Here is a 17,820-nt window from a genome sequence, read left to right as displayed (position 1 = left end):
GAGGCTAATGTCCCCATCTCCGGTGGCTGCCGAGCCGCCGGAATATACAAACCCCGAAGGGGTTTGCGCGAGAGGCGCCGTTTTCGTGCGCTGACCGGCAAAAATGTAGCGCCCCTCATAGCTGCTGTTCCCCAAACTGATAACCTGCGTGATGATCTGGCCTATTTGATCGGCCAGGTTCGCCCGCGCCGAATCGTCGAGGCTGCTGTTGGCCGCCTGTAAAGCGATGGTGCGTGCCTGCTGCAACAGATTGTTGGTGCTGCTCAACGCAGAATCGGTGGTGGACAGAAAGTTTACGGCCAGGTCAATAATGTTGTTGTACTGATCGATTTGCGAGTTAAGCTGTTTTAGCTTTAGCACCTCGCCCGTACCCACCGGGTCGTCGGAAGGCTGATTGATTCGCTTTCCGGTGCTCACCTGTTTTTCCGCCACACCAAAGCGCGAGTAGGCGTCTTCTACGCCGAGAATAGTATCTTGTACGATCTGTTGTGTGCTAATTCGCATGGTTCTGACTCCTTTCAGAGGGGCGAATCGCCCGAACGGTTTCAAGGAAAACGGCCTCCATGCCGTCTTTCCCTAGAGATTATCGGTAAAAATTAGGCTGCTACCGAAGTGCTGCCGGCGCCAAGTCCGTTGATAATCGTGTTGAGGAAGGTATCGGCCATGTTGATCACCCGTGCTGCCGCCTGGTAGGTGCGCTGATACTGCAGCATGTTGGTTAGCTCCTCATCTAGGTTCACGCCCGAAACCGACTGTTGTTGGCTTTGCAACTGCGAGACGATCTGCTGTTGGTTATTGGCTTGTGATTGCGCCGTCTGTGTGTCCGAGCCAATCGTGGATATCAGCGCGTTATAGTAGTCGTTTAACGTGGCGCCGCCGATAACGGCCGTGTTGGCCAGGTTGGCAATTTGGCTCGCTACATCACCGTTTCCCGGAGCAAGCGGGTTGGGTGGTGTGGGAACTGAAGCCGCAGCGATCTTTTGAGGGTCGGCGATAATGGCCGAGTTCACCGAGATGGAGGCAGCTGCGCCGGTTCCCGGCGGGGGAGGCGGTGAGGAGAAGAAGAGCGTGCCGGTAGAACCATCTAGTCCCATGCCGGTTTGATGAATGTTGTTCACCGCATTGATGAGGTTATAGGCAAGAGTATCGAGCTGGCTCTGGTAGCCCTTAACCATCGCCGACGCTTTCAAAAGTCCGTAAACCTCACCTCCTAAAAGCGGGATGGCGTTTCCTTGCGCGTCCATAAGCCCCAGGGTATTGGCGCTGCCGACCGAAGTTGAGGTGTAGGAAAGCGGTTCGGCCGTATCTCCTTGAACAAGAGTAAACCCGCCCACATGCACATCTATCTCCCCGTTCGGTTGCCCGGTTTGTGGGTTGATCTCATCCACAATCTGCAGGTTCACCAAACCGCTTAGTTGAGAAAGCAACGCGCTGCGTTTATCAATAAGATCGTTCGGATGTTGCCCTGCAGCGATGCTTACCCCGATCTGGTGGTTCAGAGTGGCGATCTGCGTTGTGATGTTATTGAGCTGCTGCACATCTAGTTGAATACGTGAACTGAGGTTGGGCAGCAGTTGGCTCAGCGAATTGCTCACGTTATGGAATGCATTGGTGAGGGTTATCGCCTGATTGACAACCGTGGCGCGAATGCCGGGGTCTTCTGGATTGGCGGCGAGATTGCTGAAAGCGTTAAAAAAGTTCGTTAGCTGCTGCCCTATGCCGCTCGAGCTAGGCTCGGAGAAGGCCGTTTGTGCTTGGCCGAGCACCTGTTGAAGCGTGTTGTAAGCGCTCTGATCGGAGTTGGCAGCCAAAATTTGGCGATCAAGAAACTGATCGCGCACTTCGTTAATAGCCGTGATCGTGGTACCCGTGCCCAGTTGCCCCGGCGAAAAGCTATCTAGGCCGGGCAGGGTAAACGGAACGGTCTCATCGAAGGCCACCGTTTCTCGCGCATAGCCGGGAGTGTTGATGTTCGATACGTTGTTAGAAACGACATCGAGGGCGATCTGGCTGGAGGCCAGCGCCGAATAACCGATCTCTAATCCGAAAAAGCTAGATGGCATGGTTTCTTCTCCTTGAAGGATGTAGGCCAACCGTATTTTTGGCCCCGACGCTTCCGTGCGTCCACAAGTTTGAGAATACGAGCAAAGCCTTTAGGCCTTGCTATCTATGTAAAAACTGGGTGTCACCACCTCGTTAAGATTCGTTCCATAGCGGGCCGGCTGCAGCGCTGCGGCGGTGAGCAGGCGTAAGCTGAAGACGATGTAGTTAAGGCCGTTGCGAAGCAGCAGGCGATTGCGCTCATGCACGGCCGTTATCTCGTCATGCACGCAAACCAACTCTTTTCGCAGCGCGAGCAGCGCCTCCTGGTCGGGTTTTGTTAAATGCGGTACGAGCTGCTGCAGCGGTGGCACCCCTTTTAGCCCAAACGCCTTGCCCAGCTTGCACGCGATCTCCACGCGGGTGCGTTCGAGCACCTCTTGTTCGCTTAGGCAGGTCTGCTGTCGCTCGTTCAACTGCTGCAACAAGGCGACATCGTTCTTTACCAGCGCTGCGTTCTGCTCTTTGGCGAGTTCAAGCAGCTGCTGTGACAGCACGAGTTGGCGCTGTAATGTTTTGCGCAGGCTTGTGGTCAGCTGACCGGTGGATGTTGCCGACATCGTTGGTTACCTCTTCCTTTCTGCGGCGGTGCTCGTCCCGAGTAGATGGGGTGCAAGCTCATCGTAGAGCGTTTTTGCCAGACCTAAACCGCCGTTCTTGGCAAGCACCTCGGCAAGGCGACGCTCCATCATATCTTGGTAGTAGCCCATCTCATAGCTGTTGTCAGAAAGCGAATCGCCGCCCACCATCTCTTTCAACGTAGGGCGCAGCAGCGTGGTGAGAAAGAGCGCCTCAAACTCTTGGGTAGCTTTCTTCAGCCGCTCCTGCTGTTGCTGCAGGGTGGTGTTTCCCTGTGTTGTCGAAACGGCCGGTGTTGGCGATGACACTGTGCTCATAGTGGCACTCCCTATTGAATATCTATCTCGGCCTGTATCATGCCGGCAGCACGCATGCCCTGGAGAATGGCGATGAGGTCACGCGGAGTTACTCCCAGCGCATTGAGGGCATGCACGAGCTGGTCTACCGTTGTTGTTTGTGGAATAACGGCAAGTTGCCCGCCATGTTCGGTGGCCTGGGTGCTCTTTAACGGCACGACGGTGGCCGGCGGCGGGTTGACCGAAAACGGAGGTGGTGGCACCACCACGGGCGTGTTGCTCACCTCCACATTGATGTCGCCGTGAGCCACAGCCCCTGTGCCAAGCCTTACATTGCCGCCTATCACCACCGTGCCGGTGCGTTCATCTACCACAATTCGCGCGACCACATCCGGCGTGAGGGTTACCTCTTCCACTTTCGAGATAAAGCCCACGAGGTTTTGTCGCCATTGGTTCGGCACCACCACCTCCACGGTGGCACCATCCTCCGCCAATGTGCTCACATTAAGCTGCTGGCGAATGGCGCTGGCCATACGGCTCGCCGTAGTAAAGTCGGGCGACTGCAGGGTGAACTCCAATGTGGTCCCATCTTGGCTCAGCGGCATCGGCACGGCCTGCTCCACATAGGCCCCTCCGGGGATGCGCCCCACGTTCACATCGTTCTTTTGCACCTTAGAACCACCCGCCTCATAGTTGAAGCCTCCGATGGAGATAGGGCCTTGTGCTACCGCGTAGATTTGGCCGTTTGCAGCACGCAGGGGCGTCTGCAAAAGCGTGCCCCCCTGCAGAGATTTGGCGTCGCCCATCGAGGAGACCACCACATCTATGCGGCTGCCCGGCTTGACGAATGGAGGCAGGTCGGCGGTGACCATAACGGCCGCCACATTTTTGACCATCACCGCCGAAGTGGGCACATCTATTCCGAAGCGCCGCAGCATGTTCACCAAAGAGGCCTGCGTGAACTGGGTGGTCTGTCCGTCGCCGGTGCCTTCCAGCCCCACCACAAGGCCGTAGCCGATGAGCTGGTTGCCTCGCACTCCCTGCAGATTCGCGATGTCTTTCACCCGAGTCAATCCATCAATAGGAGCGAAACCGGCGTTAGCCGTTGCCTCTGAAGAGGACGGCGCAGGCCTTGAGGGCTTCGAGCTATTTTGAGCCGGAGTGGTGGGGGGCGGTGCATCGGCCCAGGCGGCACCACAAAGCCCAAACGCCATCGTCCCAGCGATCCATAGAACGGTAAGTCGTGCCATTCTCATTGCCTCACTATCCGTGCTTCCCCACGCTTAAAAGAGAAAGCGAAAGATGCGTGTAAGAATGCCTTCATGCTGGGTATCCCCCACGATCCCCTTGCCATCGTAGGCCACTTTTACATCGGCCACCAAGCTCGAGGGCACCGTATTGTCAGGCCCAATGTCCTCTGGACGGACGATGCCTGTAAAGGTGATCTTCTGCGTCTCTTTGTTGATCTTCATCATGCGGGTGCCCTCCACGAGCAGGGTCCCGTTCGGTAGTACCTTTTTCACGCGCACCGAGAGGGTGGTAACAAATGTGCCGGAGCGCGATGTGGTGCCATCGCCGGTAGCGTTGCGCGAGTTCGAGGCCGTGAGCGCCAAGCTACGGAAAAAGTTGTGGATAAGCCCCGTTCCGCCGAAAGCGTCCACCGAATCGGTCTGCGAGGCCTTGGTGCTGGCCGTGGTTTGGGCCGTCGTGCTCTCCTCCACCGTAATGGTAAGGACATCGCCTACGTTATGGGCGCGAAGGTCGCTGAAAAGAGAGGCGGCAGAGGCACTGCTGCTTCCCTTAAGCTCCTCGTTGGCCTCCTTCACCGGAAAGAGCGACTGGGCCTTTCCTTGAGGGACTGCAAGCAGCAGCCATAGCGCAAAAATCGCAAAAGAAAGAAAGCACCTATAGTTTCTTCGCATCTTTCTATCTCCTTTCAGTTGTCCATCACCTCTGCGGTATGGGCGTCTAGCACCACAGCATCAATGATCTTGTGCGTTGAGGTGATATAGACGTGGATGGTATCGCCCACCCGTGCCGACTGTTGTGCGGTGCCATAGGCGGTAATGCGCGCCTGCCCCACAACATACAGCACGGTGATGATATTTCCAGCCTGCACCACCGGTGGCACCTCAAGAGCGGATGCGGGGATGGGTGCACCGGCCAAAATGCGGCGCGTAGCCCGTTTTCCTATCGCCTCTTTGGCGTCGGTAATGGGGTCGTTAAAGCCTGGTGGAAGATCCACGGTCACCAGCGAAACATCATCGGGCTGAAGAATATCGCGCGGCTCAAGCGTTCGGTTCGCCACTAAAGCCTGCAACTTTCGATGCACATGAAACGTCACGGTGGTGGCCTGCACCGGCTTGCCATCCACACAAAGGCTAACAGGCACGAAAAGCGTTCCGAGGCTGGGGTCTCCACTTGCCTGGCCGGCGACTATCTGAAGCTGCCCTGTGGGCAACACCACGTTCCCTTCCACCGGATCGGGCACGAGCACGGCCCCTGTAATGCCCTGAACCGCTTTTTGCGCGGCGACCAAAGCGGCCTGTACGATCTGGTTCGCGGCCACGTTGTTGGCAGCGCGTCGCACCAAAATCATCGTCGGTGCCTTAATGTGAACGGAGGAATTGGCCAACTGCGCTTCACGCAAATGCACCAATATGTCGCCTGCCATGATCGAGCGTGATAATCCTGGCAGGGGTGCTACCCCCACAACAACGGCAGCGATGGCCTGCTGTAGCGCAGGGCTTCCGCCCTGAATGGTGGCGATGTCGCCCACGTGAATAAGGTTGCCGCTCACAACGCTTTCGGCTTTGGCAACGATGGTAACCCCAGTAGAGGTGGACTTTTCGGGCTTTTTGGCCGCATACCCCTTACCATGAAAGCCGAGCACGAGCCAAATGGCAAGAACGAACGCGAAGCGCTTCATGACCTTAACCCTGCTTGATGGAGTTTGCGATGCCGAGCATGCTGTCGGCAGATTGAATGACCTTAGAGTTGGTCTCGTAAGCCCGTTGTAGAATGATCATCCGCACCATCTCGGAGACGATATCCACATTGGACGATTCGATGACCCCCTGTTGCAGTGTGCCCGCCCCCTGGGTTCCCGGTGTGCTGTCTACCGCCGGGCCGGAGGCCGGAGTGGGCATGAAGAGATTGCCCCCCATCGCACGAAGGCCGGCGGGGTTCACAAATGTGGTGAGCTGAAGCTGCCCCACAACGGTCGCCTGTTGCTGGCCTGCACGTCGCACACTCACCTGCCCGTCGGGGCTGACGGAGAACGAGACCGCGTCGGGCGGTATCACGATCTCCGGCTGCAACGCATAGCCATCTGGTGTAACCAGTTTGCCGGTTCCATCCACTGCGAAGTTGCCGGCTCGGGTGTAGGCAGTCGTTCCATCTGGCATAAGAATTTTGAAGTAGCCGTTTCCCTGTATGGCCAGATCGTATTGCCGTCCCGTCTGCTGTAGAGTGCCTTGTGTGTTCACCGTAGTGGTGGTTCCAGAGGATACGCCAAGCCCTATCTGCTGGCCGGTGGGAAGCATGGAGTTGGGGCCTGTCTGTGTGCCCGGCTCCTGAGGGGTTTGGTAGATCAGGTCCTCGAAGTCTACTCGACTGGCCTTAAAGCCCGCTGTGCTGACGTTGGCGAGGTTGTTCGCGATGACATCGAGGCTGAGCTGTTGTGCCGCAAGCCCTGTTGCGGCGGTAAAAAGCGCGCGATCCATAGTTTATGCCGTTCCTCCAAAATTGTAGAGTTGTGAAGGGCCAAAAGCCCTTGAAAGGTTGAGTAGAGCGCTGTCAATCGGACGAGCGCGAACGGCCTCCTTCGGCACGCGCCATGCCGAAAGTCCGGCCGTAAAAGAGCGGGTTACACCCTCGCCCCTAGCCACACTAGGAAACACTGCCTACATTGTTAGTGGTCTGCTTTAACAACTCATCGTGTGTGAGAATGGCCTTCTGAGCCATCTCATAGTTGCGCTGTACGACGATGAGGTCTACTAGACCGGTTACCACGTTAACGTTGGATTGCTCGAGGGTTCCCGGAAGCACCTGTGGATTAGGCACCTGAACAGGCGCCGGGCCGCCGGTCAGGGCGAAGAGCGAATCGCCCTGCTTTTGTAGAAAGTTGGGATCGATGCGCACGATGCGTAGGCGCGCCACCGGCCGATTGTTCACCGTAACATTGCCCATACGATCGATAGCCACATTCGGCCCGCGTCCCACGTTGATCGGTTGCCCCCGATCGTCGAGCACAGGAAAGCCGGCAGCCGTATAAAGGTTGCCCTGACCGTCTAAGCGGAAGTTACCGGCTCGTGTATAGCGTTCTCCTGCCGGGGTGTTCACCGCAAAGAAAAGCCCTTGGCCAAGGCTGGCATCTAGCGGGTTGCCGGTCTGCTCGATAGGGCCAACGCTCCAGTCCGTATAGATTCGGTCGGGCATTACTCCCGTCCCAAGCTCCCCTATGGGCACCCCTTGGGCGTTATTCCCGTTCAGACGCTCAAGCTCCAAAGCCGTGAGCGAACGGAAAGTAGGCACGTCCTGCTTATAACCCACCGTAGTCGCGTTGGCTATATTTTGCGCTATCACGTCTTGAATGGTCTGTTGGGCGACCATGGCGGAAGCGGCGGCATAAAGCCCACGTTCCATAACGTTACTCCTTGAAACATCCAGGGTTTATCCTGATCGCTGAAAATGTGCAGGAAGGCTTTTTCGAGGAATCCTCTCGAAAGACGCCGGTCTGCGTTCCTCATAAGGGGATTATTGGTAGTTGCATCCCGATTTTGCAGAACTTTCCCGGCCCGCACTCTTTCTGCCTCATCGGCATAAGGGACCGAAATGCGGAGAGAGGAGGATTAGTAGCAGACGGCATCTGGTTTCGGTTAGCTAGGCTAAGGAAGACGTGGAAGTGAGTATCTGCCGATAGAGCGCCAAAGTGCGACGTGCACTCTCTTCCCAGGTGAAGCAACGTGCGCGAATCGGCCCCTTTTCCCTCAAACTGTCTCGCAGGTCTGCATCCTGTAGCACAGAGAGGAGGGCATCGGCCCATGCCCGCGGATCGCTAGGTGAGATGAGAAGCGCCGCCTCGTCCACCACTTCGGGCATGGGAGGCGCTTGGGCAACGAGGGTCGGCGCACCACACGCCATGGCCTCAAGTGGCGGAATGCCAAAGCCCTCATAAAGCGACGGATAGGCGAAAACGGCGCAGGCCGTGTAGAGGAAAGGCAGGTCTTCATCCGGCACATAACCGGTAAACACAAGGGACTCGGCAGCGGCAGCACCGCCGTGTTGAGCTACCCGAGCGCGAATCGTCTCCTCTTGAACTCCCCAACCCTTCTTGCCCACAATCACTAAGGAAAGGGGCTGGCCGTACCGAGCATGGGCGATCCCAAAGGCGGCAGCAAGCGTTTCGATGTTCTTTCTTGGCTGCAAAACCCCCACGGCAAGCACAAAGGGAGCAGAGACTTTGTATTTCTCCATCACCAAACGCCGCGCCTCTGCAGGGGCAATCGGCTGGAAAAAGAGGGGAGAGACAGCATTGGGAATAGCAACAACACGTTCGGGAGGGCATCGGTATAGGCGCAATATGTCCTGGCGCGATGTCTCGGAGACCGTGATCACTTTCGTTGCACGCCTTATAGCGAGTGCGACCCCCATATTGAGTAGAAGACGATGCTTCCATGGAAACCATTCCGGATGGAGACGAAAGGAGATGTCGTGCACGGTGGTAATGACCGGGCAGGAACAACCAAAAGGAACGGTGTATTGCACATGGAGCAGGGCACAACGGTCGTTTCGGGCGATGGCCGGCAGCGTGAACAGGCTCCAAAGTCGCTCATTGCGGGAAGGTATCACGCGCAAAACGAGGTTGGAGGCCGAGGGCAGCACACCTGCGGGGAAAGGACGGTGGCTGTAAACATAAAACTGAAGGTCGGGCGCTAGCCCTGGTAAGGCCGAAAGCAGACCACGCCAATAGGTGCGGTCACCGGTAAAGGGGCCGGTGAGGGTTCGCCCATCTATACCAACACGACTGCTCAATCTAGCTCATCTCCGCAGCACATCCCGATAGAGAGTCACCAAGTTGCGGGCCATCTGCAAGTAGGGATGCGCCTTCGCATAGCGCAACGCCGCCTCTTGCAGCATCCGCATTCCGTGCGGGTCGCCAAGCAGCCCCTCCACGGCCCGCGCCAACGCATTGGAGTTGCCCGCCGCAACGAGGTGGAGGCAGGGAGGGTCGGTAGAGGCCGAGATCTCGATATGTGGCGGAACGTCGGAGGCCACAATGGCGCGCCCGTAGGCAAGCAGGTTGGCCAACGAGCCAGAGCCTGAAGTTTGCAAATAGGGCGCGAGGGCGATGTCGGTGGCCGCCATAACGGTGGGAATAGAGGCCTCAGGCAGATAGTCGGTAACCACAAGGCGGTCTCTCAGCTTCCATGCTTCGGCTCGCCGATAAATCTGGTCTACGTAGTCGGTGCGATCGTCCGGGTGCCTTCCTCCGGCAAGCAGAAGCACCACATTGGGGGGCAGCTGACGTAGCGCCTCCAGAGCCACCATATGCCCTTTTTTTTTGGAAATAAAGCCAAAAATGGTAAGCACCCGCTTGCCCTGCAAATTCAAAACCCGTTTGGCCTGCTCCGAGTCGGGCATGGGCGCGGCCGGAGGTACGGGATGCGGCATTCGTACCACCCGATCCGGATCACACCCGATGTTCTGCAGTGCTACGCGATCGGCTTCTGTGTGGACTACTAGGCGCTGAAGGTTCGGCGCGAGAAAGGAGTCCCGGTTCACTTTAGCAAGTGCAATCCTTTTCAACAAGGAAGAATCCTGCGGTAGGGCAAGCTCATGCACCGTCATCACAACCGGAGGGCGAATCGCCTGGAGGAAGTCTAGAAAGCGACTCTTTAACGGAGAGACACCGCCGAAGAAGAAATATTGATGCTGCACATGGGCAATATGAACGCCTTGCCGGTTCATCTGCTGACCCAGAGACTGGTAGAGCCGTTTGCGTTCACCACGCCGCCAAAGCGCCTGCCCTGTGGAGAGCTTTGCAGCATCGCCGGGAGGTTCCACAATAACGACCTCCTCTACCTCTGGAAGCGACCTTAAAGCTTCTACAAGATAGCGGCTGTAATCGCTAATACCACACTGCGCCTTCCAAGGAGTGAACATGGCGATGCGAAGTGACGATTCGGCACGCATCTCAGTGTTCGAAGTTTGGGCCGCCGTGTTTGCGGATCAGCTCCAGGGTCTCTTCCCACCCACGCACGCCGCTCGTTGCTCCGAGCGCCATCACGCAAGAAGCCCCCACAGCGTTGCCTAGCCAGGCGCAGCGCTCCAAATCCAACTGTTTCACCACGCCGGCTAAAAAGCCGGCCACCCAGGCATCTCCCGCTCCTAGTGCGTCCACAGCAGGTACCCTCAAAGCCGGAAGTTGAACCTCCTCGCCCGCAGCAGAGCGTACGTAGCAGCCTCTTTCGCCCAATTTCAACCCCACGACACGCACCCCATGGTCGAGGAAGAACTTGGCCACATCCCGCGGGTCGTTGCGATCTCCCGCGATTTTCCGTGCCTCTTCCCAACTCGGCACAAAGTAGTCTACATGAGGCAAATACGACTGTATGAGCGAGAACCAACGGTCTTTGGCATCCCATGCCGTATCCAGGCTTGTGATCACCCCAGCCTCACGCGCCCGTTTCAGCAGTTCCACCATCGGGTGGCCATCCAACCCGGGCAGCAGAAACGCATATGCGATATGGAGGATACGGCTTTGACGTACCCTCTGAAAATCAATATCCTCTAAAGTCAGCGCGGCGTTGGCTCCCAAGTAGTGCAGAAAACTTCTCTCCCCATCGCCATGCACCAAAACCATCGTCGAAGAGGTCGCCTCTTGTGTATCACGCACGATCCCCGACACATCAAGCCCCTGTGCCGCCAGGTGATGGGTCAAAAAATCGCCAAAACCGTCCTTACCCACTTTCCCTACGGCAGCCGTTGAAATGCCCAAGCGGGCAAGCGCTGTGCCGGTATTGGAGACCCCGCCTCCGGCGTGCAGTTCGATCCGCTCCACTAATGCCAGCTTTCCTTTGTCAGGAAAGCGATCTATCGGCTTCCCGACCACGTCGGCAACCAACACCCCTACACAGGTAACGTCAACCATGAACGTCCTCCTTCTACTGCTTGAGAGTTAATTCTTTCCCAAAAGCCCATCCTCCTGCAAGGGCCATCGGCAAATGCGAGGTAGGAATTGGGCGCTGCTTTGCCGAAATGCCGATTAAACAAGGGAAGGAGATACCGTTCATGCCTCTCATCGGGATCAACGCTTGGTCGCTGCCTTCCGGTCTTCCGCTTCATCAGGCCTTTCAGGTGGCCAAAGAGGCAGGGTTCGACTGTGTAGAGGTGAATTTGGCTGAAGAGGGCGAAGTCTCTTTACAGTTAGACGAGCGAAGCGCCCGCCATATTGCCGAAGACGCTGCGCAATGTGGGGTAAAACTACTTAGCCTTTCAACCGGTCTCGGCTGGAAATACCCCATCGCCGCGCCAGACCCCGCCATCCGCGAGAAGGGATTCGAGGTGGTGCGGTTTCAGCTTCAGGTGGCGCAGTGGCTTGGCGCCGATACCGTGCTGGTGGTGCCGGGCGTGGTGACCCCCGATTCCTCCTACGATGCCGTCTATCGGTTGACTTTAGAGGGGTTAAAGCGTCTTGCCCCGGAAGCCGAGCGTCTCGGGGTGCATATCGGAGTGGAAAACGTGTGGAATCGCTTCCTGCTGTCTCCGCTTGAATTTGCCCAGTTGCTCGACGCCGTAGCCCACCCCTATGTGGGAGCCTACTTCGATGTGGGCAATGTGCTTGTGTTTGGCTATCCGGATCAGTGGATTCGGATTTTGAACACACGCATTCGCAAGGTGCATGTAAAGGATTTCCGAACCGCTATAGGCAATATCAGCGGTTTTTGCAATCCGGCACAAGGCGATGTTCCTTGGGAGCGGGTACGCATCGCCCTTCAGGAGATCGGCTATGAGGGGCCTATCACTGCAGAGGTAGAAGGCTATCGCACCCTGCAGACGTTGGGGCTGAAGCATATCGCCGAAACGCTGCGCTTACTTTTTGCACCCCACTCTCATGGAGCCGATGTCTAGAGGGCATTGCGCCCGAAAAGTTGCGACCGGGAGATATTCTTAAGGAGTTTAGGACTATGTCTATCGAGGCGGAAACACAAACCGAGGCGGTGGAAACATCACAGCGCCTTAGCAGCACGGTGGTAGCCCTTGGGTTCGTAAGCCTTTTCATGGATATGTCTACCGAGATGGCCTACACACAGATCCCCCGATTTCTCACCCTTGTGTTGGGCGTACCGGCCTCCATTGTGGGGCTTATCGAGGGACTTGCAGAAAGCGCTGCCAGCCTGTTTCGTCTTGTTTCCGGCTACCTTTCCGATCGTTCTGGGCGACGCAAGCCGCTCACCGTCTTCGGCTACGGCAGCAGCGCTTTGGCCAAGCCTCTCATGGCGCTGGTCACCCTATGGCCCTTCGCGCTGCTACTCCGCCTTATAGATAGGCTGGGCAAAGGCATTCGCACAGCTCCACGCGATGCCCTCATCACGGAAGCCACCCCAATCGCGTTAAGAGGGCGGGCTTTCGGCCTGCATCGTGCCATGGATACCATCGGCGCTGTGGTGGGGCCGCTGCTCGGCATCCTTATATTGAAGGCAATAAGGGGCGACCTATCGCATCAGTTGCGTGTCCTCTTCCTCTTCGCCGGCATCCCCGGCCTCCTCGCCGTTCTTACCCTCCTGCTGTTCGTTCATGAAAAGCGCGACTCGGCGCCCAAGAAACCGGCAACGGCTCTTCCCTTACCCAAATGGTCGGAGTTAAGCCCGCTCTATCGGCGATTCCTCGTCATCGTCTTTCTATTCAATCTCGGCAATTTCAGCGACGCTTTTCTTCTTTTGCGTGCTCAAGACATCGGCTACACGGCCATCGGAGTTATGGCGCTTTACGCCCTTTTTAACGTGGTGGAGGCGCTTTTGGACTACAACATCGGCATTCTCGGCGATCGCATTGGCCGCAGGCCGCTTGTTATAGCCGGCTACCTCCTCTTTGCTGTGGTCTATTTAGGTATTGGGTTAGCGCCGTCGAAACTCGTTCTTGCCATCTTTTTCGTGATGTACGGTCTCTACTATGCCCTAACTCAGGGGGTTCAGCGCGCCTTTGCCGCCGATTTTTCCGACCCCACCAAACTGGCTACTCAAATAGGAGCCTATCATATGGTGGTGGGCCTAGCGCTTCTGCCTGCCAGCCTTATTGCGGGAGCGCTCTATCAATATCGTCCTTTTCTACCCTTCATCCTAGGAGCCTTGCTGGCCAGCCTCAGCGCCCTGCTCCTTACCAGACTGCCCTCTCCAAATACAAACGGGTAGGTTCTTTGAACCTACCCGTTAACGCCAAGAACCTCCTATTTGAGGCGGCAACTCGGCAAGTACTCGTGGAAAGCCTATGGGTCGTACAGGACTCGAACCTGTGGCCCGCTGATTAAGAGTCAGCTGCTCTACCAACTGAGCTAACGACCCTCACCCGTTTCTTAGTATACTGCGTAGCCCGCGCAATTGTCAAAAACCTCATCTTCTACCCTAAAGATAAAGGAAGCAGTCCCTGTTTTCCTGATTGCCTGCTCATTGAAGAACGCCTCACTTTCCCACGTGGGAAAGCCTGAGGTTCATAGCCTGTCCAAAAGAGGCCAAACCTGCATTCAAACTGGAACTTTGCCGTATGAAATATGGTATATTAACCGTAGTTCAATTTGGAATGAACCTAGAGGCGGCAATGACGGAAACACAAGAAAACCTTCCGGGTCAGTCTGTAGAAGACTATCTCAAAGCCATCTACCACATGGAATTTGAAGGCCGTACGGCCAACACGGCCGATTTGGCCTCCCGATTGCACGTAAGTGCGCCCGCCGTTAGCAAGATGCTGCGTCGAATGACGGAGCTGCAACTGGTGGAACACACCCCCTACCATGCTGTTCAACTCACCGACCGTGGGCGCAAGGTAGCTTTGGAAATTATTCGACATCACCGACTGCTAGAGCGCTACCTGGTGGACGCCTTAGGCTATAGCTGGGAAGAGGTTCATGCCGAGGCCGAGCGACTTGAACATCACATCAGCGAGGACTTCGAATCGCGTATAGATGACCTACTGGGTCACCCAACAACATGCCCGCATGGGGCCCCTATTCCCTCGCGTGACCTCGAAGTTATGCCCTCTGCCAGTCGTCCGCTCGGTGAGATGGCAGTTCCCGGTCGCTATACCGTAGACCACGTGGTGGATGAGGACCCCGATCTGTTGCGTTATCTCAAAGAGCGTGGGCTTGTCCCCGGTTCCGTTGTTGCGCTTTTAGAACGCGAGCCGTTTGGGGGCGACTTCACGGCACAGGTGGGGCAGGATATCGTGCGCATCGCCCCCAAAGCGGCCGCCCAGGTGTTCGTGCTACCTTCTGAAGAACCCATAGCAAACTATCAGAGCAAGGAACAGGAGGAGTGAAAGTGGATACCGCACGCAGCGAAACACCAGAGAGATCGGCCCTCAACGGATGGCATACTCTTCCAAGTCTCCCCTCTCTACCGGAGGTCTTTCGTTCCATACCTGTCCCTAAAAGTGCCACTTTCTGGCGTCGGCTGCTGGCCTTCGTGGGGCCGGGCTATCTTGTGGCCGTGGGTTATATGGACCCCGGCAACTGGGCCACCGACATCGGCGGTGGAGCAGCTTTTGCCTATCGGCTGCTAAGCGTCGTGCTCATCTCCAGTCTTATGGCCGTATTCCTTCAAGCGCTCTCGGCCAAACTCGGCATCGCCACAGGGCGCGATCTGGCACAGGCCTGTCGCGATACCTATAAAAAACCCATCGTCATCTTCCTCTGGCTCTCTGCCGAGATCGGCATAGTGGCCTGCGACATTGCCGAGGTCATCGGCGCTGCCATTGCGCTTAACCTCTTGTTTCATATTCCCTTGGCCGCCGGCGTCATCCTAACCGGCCTCGATGTCCTTCTGCTGCTGGCCCTTCAACACAAAGGCTTCCGCTGGATAGAGGGCATCGTCATTACGCTCATCGCCACCATCATGGCGGTCTTCTGCATCGAGCTATTCTACGCGCATCCTTCTTTCCATGCGGTGATAGCCGGCTTTGTGCCGCATAGGGACATCGTGCAAAACGCCGGCATGCTCTACATCGCGCTCGGCATCTTAGGCGCCACCGTTATGCCGCATAATCTCTATCTCCACTCCTCCGTGGTGCAGACCCGCGATTTCGGCGAGAGCTGGGAGGACAAGAAAGATGCGGTGCGCATGGCCCAAACCGACTCGTTTGTTGCGCTTATGTTGGCCCTCTTCGTCAACGCCGCCATCCTCATCCTCGCCGCAGCCACCTTCTATCGCACCGGCCATCACGAGATCACCGGCATACAAGATGCCTATCGCATGCTTACGCCGCTGCTGGGTGTTTCCTTGGCCACCCCTCTCTTCGCTATAGGCCTGCTGGCATCGGGTCAGAACTCCACGCTCACGGGAACGCTGGCCGGCCAAATCATTCTGGAGGGCTTCCTGCACATCCGTATTGCCCCCTGGCTGCGACGACTTATCTCTCGTGGGCTGGCCATTGTGCCCGCGGCAACGGCTGTCATCCTCTATGGAGCGCGCGGGATAGACCAGCTGATGCTTTTCAGTCAAGTTGTGCTTTCCATGCAACTGCCCTTGGCCGTCATTCCCCTGATTCAGATAACGGGCGACCGGCGACGCATGGGGCCCCTTGTCAACGGGCGTATCGTGCAGATAGTGGGCGTGCTCCTGGCCGTGCTCATCGTCGTGCTTAACGCCTGGCTTATCGTAACGTCTCTCCACGGCGGTCACTAAAACGAAAGCGCCTCGCTCCAAGAGCGTGCCCGTTGAGGTAACATCTAAGCAATGCTGCCGACGTTTCCCTCGCGGCAGCATCCCCACTTCTTTTCAGGAGCTATTGTATGGCCTTCTTAATCGGAATAGATATAGGAACGAGCGGCACAAAAACTATCTTGATAGATGAGAGCGGACAGGTAAAAGCGCGCGCTACCTACGAATACCCGCTCTATACCCCCCACCCGCTTTGGAGCGAGCAGAACCCACACGATTGGTGGGAGGCGACCTGCGCCACACTGCGACGTGTGTTGCATGATTCCGGAGTAGATGCCAAAGAGATAAAAGGTATCGGACTTTCGGGACAGATGCATGGCTCCGTTTTTCTCGATGAGAACGATGCCGTCATTCGGCCCGCCATCCTCTGGAACGACCAGCGCACCCAAGCGGAGTGCGACTGGATTATGCAGACGGTGGGACGCGAGAAGGTGATAGAGCTTATATCGAATCCGGTGCTCACCGGCTTTACCGCCGGCAAGATCATCTGGTTCCGCCAGCACGAACCTCACCACTACGCAAAGGTGCGCAAGGTGCTGCTGCCTAAGGATTATGTGCGGTTTCGCCTTACCGGTGAGTACGCCACGGAGGTCTCCGACGCCAGCGGAACAGCCCTTTTCAATGTACGTAAACGCGCCTGGGCCGATGAGTTGCTCGACGCCATCGCCATCCCGCGGGAATGGATGCCTAAAGTGTACGAATCGCCGGAAATAACGGGGCGAATCACGGCGGAAGCCGCCGCCGCAACCGGCCTTGCGGAGGGAACACCGGTAGTAGGAGGCGGTGGTGATCAGGCTGCCGGTGCCGTGGGCAATGGCGTTGTGGAGACCGGCATTGTGTCGTCTACTGTAGGGACCTCAGGGGTGGTTTTCGCCTACAGCGATGCGCCTGTCGTAGACCCCCAATTGCGGCTGCATACCTTCTGCCACGCGGTGCCCGGAAAGTGGCATCTCATGGGCGTTATGCTTTCGGCGGGTGGCTCGTTGCAATGGTATCGCGACACCTTCTGCGAGCCGGAGCAGGCAGTGGCACAAGCGCTAGGGCGCGACCCTTACGAGATCATCTGTGCAGAGGCCGAAAGGGCGCCTGCAGGGTGTGAAGGACTGCTGTTTTTGCCTTACCTCACCGGCGAGCGCACACCCTACCCCGATCCGAACGCCCGTGGCGTGTTCTTCGGCATCACACGGCGTTGTCATCGAGCCTATATGGCACGCGCCGTTCTTGAGGGTGTGGCCTACGGATTGCGCGACTCTTTCGAGATTCTGCGGGAGATGCAGGTGCCCATTCGGCAGGTGCGTGCTTCGGGCGGGGGTGCGCGCAGCTCCCTTTGGCGCCAAATTCAGACCGACATCATTGGTCAAGACCACGTTACCATCAATGTGGATGAAGGCCCAGCTCTGGGCGTGGCTCTGTTGGCCGGAGTAGGAACCGGAATCTATCCCTCCGTCGAGACCGCTTGTCGGAGCGTTATTCAGGTTACGCATCGCACCCAAGTGAACCCACAAAGCCAGGCCATCTACGATCGCTACTACCCTCTCTACCGAGCGCTGTACGGTCAGCTTAAAACAAGCTTTGCTGAAGTTACCTCTACAGCAAGCGCTCTTGCGGCCGGTACGACAGGTTAAAAGGGCTTATTTCCGACAGCCTTGATTACCGTATACCTGAAGGCATGTGCCGTGAAAACTCGCCCATGAAAAACCGTAACCCTAGTGATGTTTCCACTTCAGGCAAAGCCAGAGAGTAGTTGCGGAAAAAGGACGGTTTTGAACGCCTAGCTGGGTTGGCTCGTGCAGCAGCTACCAGGCTTTCGTCAAGCCGATCCTCCACAAAAAAGCCTTTTCGACGAATGGAGTTCTTTCCTGCAATCGGACATGGAGATGCCTTAACTTGTAAGCCACCCAAAAACAGGT

General features: G+C 56.9%; 18 protein-coding genes and 1 tRNA gene. 5 read left to right on the top strand and 14 right to left on the bottom strand.

What is annotated here, in order from left to right; all coding sequences use genetic code 11:
• From flgL to VKV29_RS15100, 13 genes are all read right to left on the bottom strand, one after another.
• Positions 1–504, bottom strand: a 504-nt coding sequence (gene flgL / locus VKV29_RS15160) for a flagellar hook-associated protein FlgL (protein WP_324202161.1), incomplete at its 3' end; no start/stop codon positions are given.
• Between the two features lie 92 nt (positions 505–596).
• Positions 597–2,063, bottom strand: a complete 1,467-nt coding sequence (gene flgK / locus VKV29_RS15155; RefSeq protein WP_324202160.1) for a flagellar hook-associated protein FlgK — start codon at positions 2,061–2,063, stop codon at positions 597–599.
• 90 nt (positions 2,064–2,153) lie between these two features.
• A complete protein-coding gene (locus VKV29_RS15150; protein WP_324202159.1) occupies positions 2,154–2,660 on the bottom strand; it encodes a flagellar protein FlgN in 507 nt (168 codons plus the stop codon).
• Positions 2,661–2,666: 6 nt separating this feature from the next.
• Positions 2,667–2,996, bottom strand: a complete 330-nt coding sequence (locus VKV29_RS15145; protein WP_324202158.1) for a rod-binding protein — start codon at positions 2,994–2,996, stop codon at positions 2,667–2,669.
• An 11-nt stretch (positions 2,997–3,007) separates the two neighbouring features.
• Positions 3,008–4,225, bottom strand: coding sequence for a flagellar basal body P-ring protein FlgI (locus VKV29_RS15140; RefSeq protein WP_324202157.1), 1,218 nt, complete (start codon positions 4,223–4,225; stop codon positions 3,008–3,010).
• Between the two features lie 33 nt (positions 4,226–4,258).
• Complete coding sequence (locus VKV29_RS15135) at positions 4,259–4,897, bottom strand: flagellar basal body L-ring protein FlgH (RefSeq protein ID WP_324202156.1); 639 nt, start codon at positions 4,895–4,897, stop codon at positions 4,259–4,261.
• A gap of 14 nt (positions 4,898–4,911) precedes the next feature.
• Positions 4,912–5,904: a flagellar basal body P-ring formation chaperone FlgA gene (gene flgA / locus VKV29_RS15130; protein ID WP_324202155.1), complete on the bottom strand. Its 993-nt coding sequence runs from the start codon at positions 5,902–5,904 to the stop codon at positions 4,912–4,914.
• A 4-nt stretch (positions 5,905–5,908) separates the two neighbouring features.
• Complete coding sequence (flgG, locus tag VKV29_RS15125; protein WP_324202154.1) at positions 5,909–6,700, bottom strand: flagellar basal-body rod protein FlgG; 792 nt, start codon at positions 6,698–6,700, stop codon at positions 5,909–5,911.
• Positions 6,701–6,703: 3 nt separating this feature from the next.
• On the bottom strand, positions 6,704–6,865 hold the full coding sequence (locus VKV29_RS15120; RefSeq protein ID WP_324202153.1) for a hypothetical protein: 162 nt from the start codon (positions 6,863–6,865) through the stop codon (positions 6,704–6,706).
• A gap of 1 nt (position 6,866) precedes the next feature.
• Entirely contained in the window at positions 6,867–7,622 is a 756-nt protein-coding gene (locus tag VKV29_RS15115) for a flagellar hook-basal body protein (RefSeq protein WP_324202152.1), read from the bottom strand.
• A 237-nt stretch (positions 7,623–7,859) separates the two neighbouring features.
• The gene (locus VKV29_RS15110) at positions 7,860–9,011 is read right to left on the bottom strand and encodes a glycosyltransferase family 1 protein (protein WP_324202151.1); all 1,152 of its coding nucleotides are present in this window, start codon (positions 9,009–9,011) and stop codon (positions 7,860–7,862) included.
• 6 nt (positions 9,012–9,017) lie between these two features.
• A complete protein-coding gene (locus VKV29_RS15105) occupies positions 9,018–10,172 on the bottom strand; it encodes a glycosyltransferase (RefSeq protein WP_324202150.1) in 1,155 nt (384 codons plus the stop codon).
• 1 nt (position 10,173) lies between these two features.
• Entirely contained in the window at positions 10,174–11,130 is a 957-nt protein-coding gene (locus VKV29_RS15100) for a carbohydrate kinase family protein (RefSeq protein ID WP_324202149.1), read from the bottom strand.
• Positions 11,131–11,270: 140 nt separating this feature from the next.
• Between VKV29_RS15100 and VKV29_RS15095 the strand changes: the two genes are divergently transcribed.
• Both VKV29_RS15095 and VKV29_RS15090 read left to right on the top strand, forming a co-directional pair.
• Entirely contained in the window at positions 11,271–12,110 is an 840-nt protein-coding gene (locus VKV29_RS15095) for a sugar phosphate isomerase/epimerase family protein (RefSeq protein WP_324202148.1), read from the top strand.
• Between the two features lie 56 nt (positions 12,111–12,166).
• Positions 12,167–13,390 (top strand): MFS transporter, encoded by a 1,224-nt coding sequence (locus VKV29_RS15090; RefSeq protein ID WP_324202147.1) that lies wholly within the window; start codon positions 12,167–12,169, stop codon positions 13,388–13,390.
• 77 nt (positions 13,391–13,467) lie between these two features.
• Here VKV29_RS15090 and VKV29_RS15085 read toward each other — a convergent pair.
• Positions 13,468–13,540 (bottom strand) — tRNA-Lys (locus VKV29_RS15085).
• 199 nt (positions 13,541–13,739) lie between these two features.
• Here VKV29_RS15085 and VKV29_RS15080 point away from each other — a divergent pair.
• The 3 genes from VKV29_RS15080 (at position 13,740) to xylB (ending at position 17,535) form a co-directional block, all read left to right on the top strand.
• On the top strand, positions 13,740–14,510 hold the full coding sequence (locus VKV29_RS15080; RefSeq protein ID WP_324202146.1) for a metal-dependent transcriptional regulator: 771 nt from the start codon (positions 13,740–13,742) through the stop codon (positions 14,508–14,510).
• A gap of 2 nt (positions 14,511–14,512) precedes the next feature.
• Complete coding sequence (locus VKV29_RS15075; protein ID WP_324202145.1) at positions 14,513–15,874, top strand: Nramp family divalent metal transporter; 1,362 nt, start codon at positions 14,513–14,515, stop codon at positions 15,872–15,874.
• A 107-nt stretch (positions 15,875–15,981) separates the two neighbouring features.
• Positions 15,982–17,535 (top strand): xylulokinase, encoded by a 1,554-nt coding sequence (gene xylB / locus VKV29_RS15070; RefSeq protein ID WP_324202144.1) that lies wholly within the window; start codon positions 15,982–15,984, stop codon positions 17,533–17,535.
• Positions 17,536–17,820: the final 285 nt, after the last annotated feature.

The sequence above is a fragment of the Chthonomonas sp. genome (assembly GCF_035294165.1).
In the GTDB taxonomy this organism is placed as follows: domain Bacteria; phylum Armatimonadota; class Chthonomonadetes; order Chthonomonadales; family Chthonomonadaceae; genus Chthonomonas.
The sequence above is the reverse complement of the archived record's forward strand: the minus strand, read 5'-3'. Positions and strand labels throughout refer to the sequence as shown.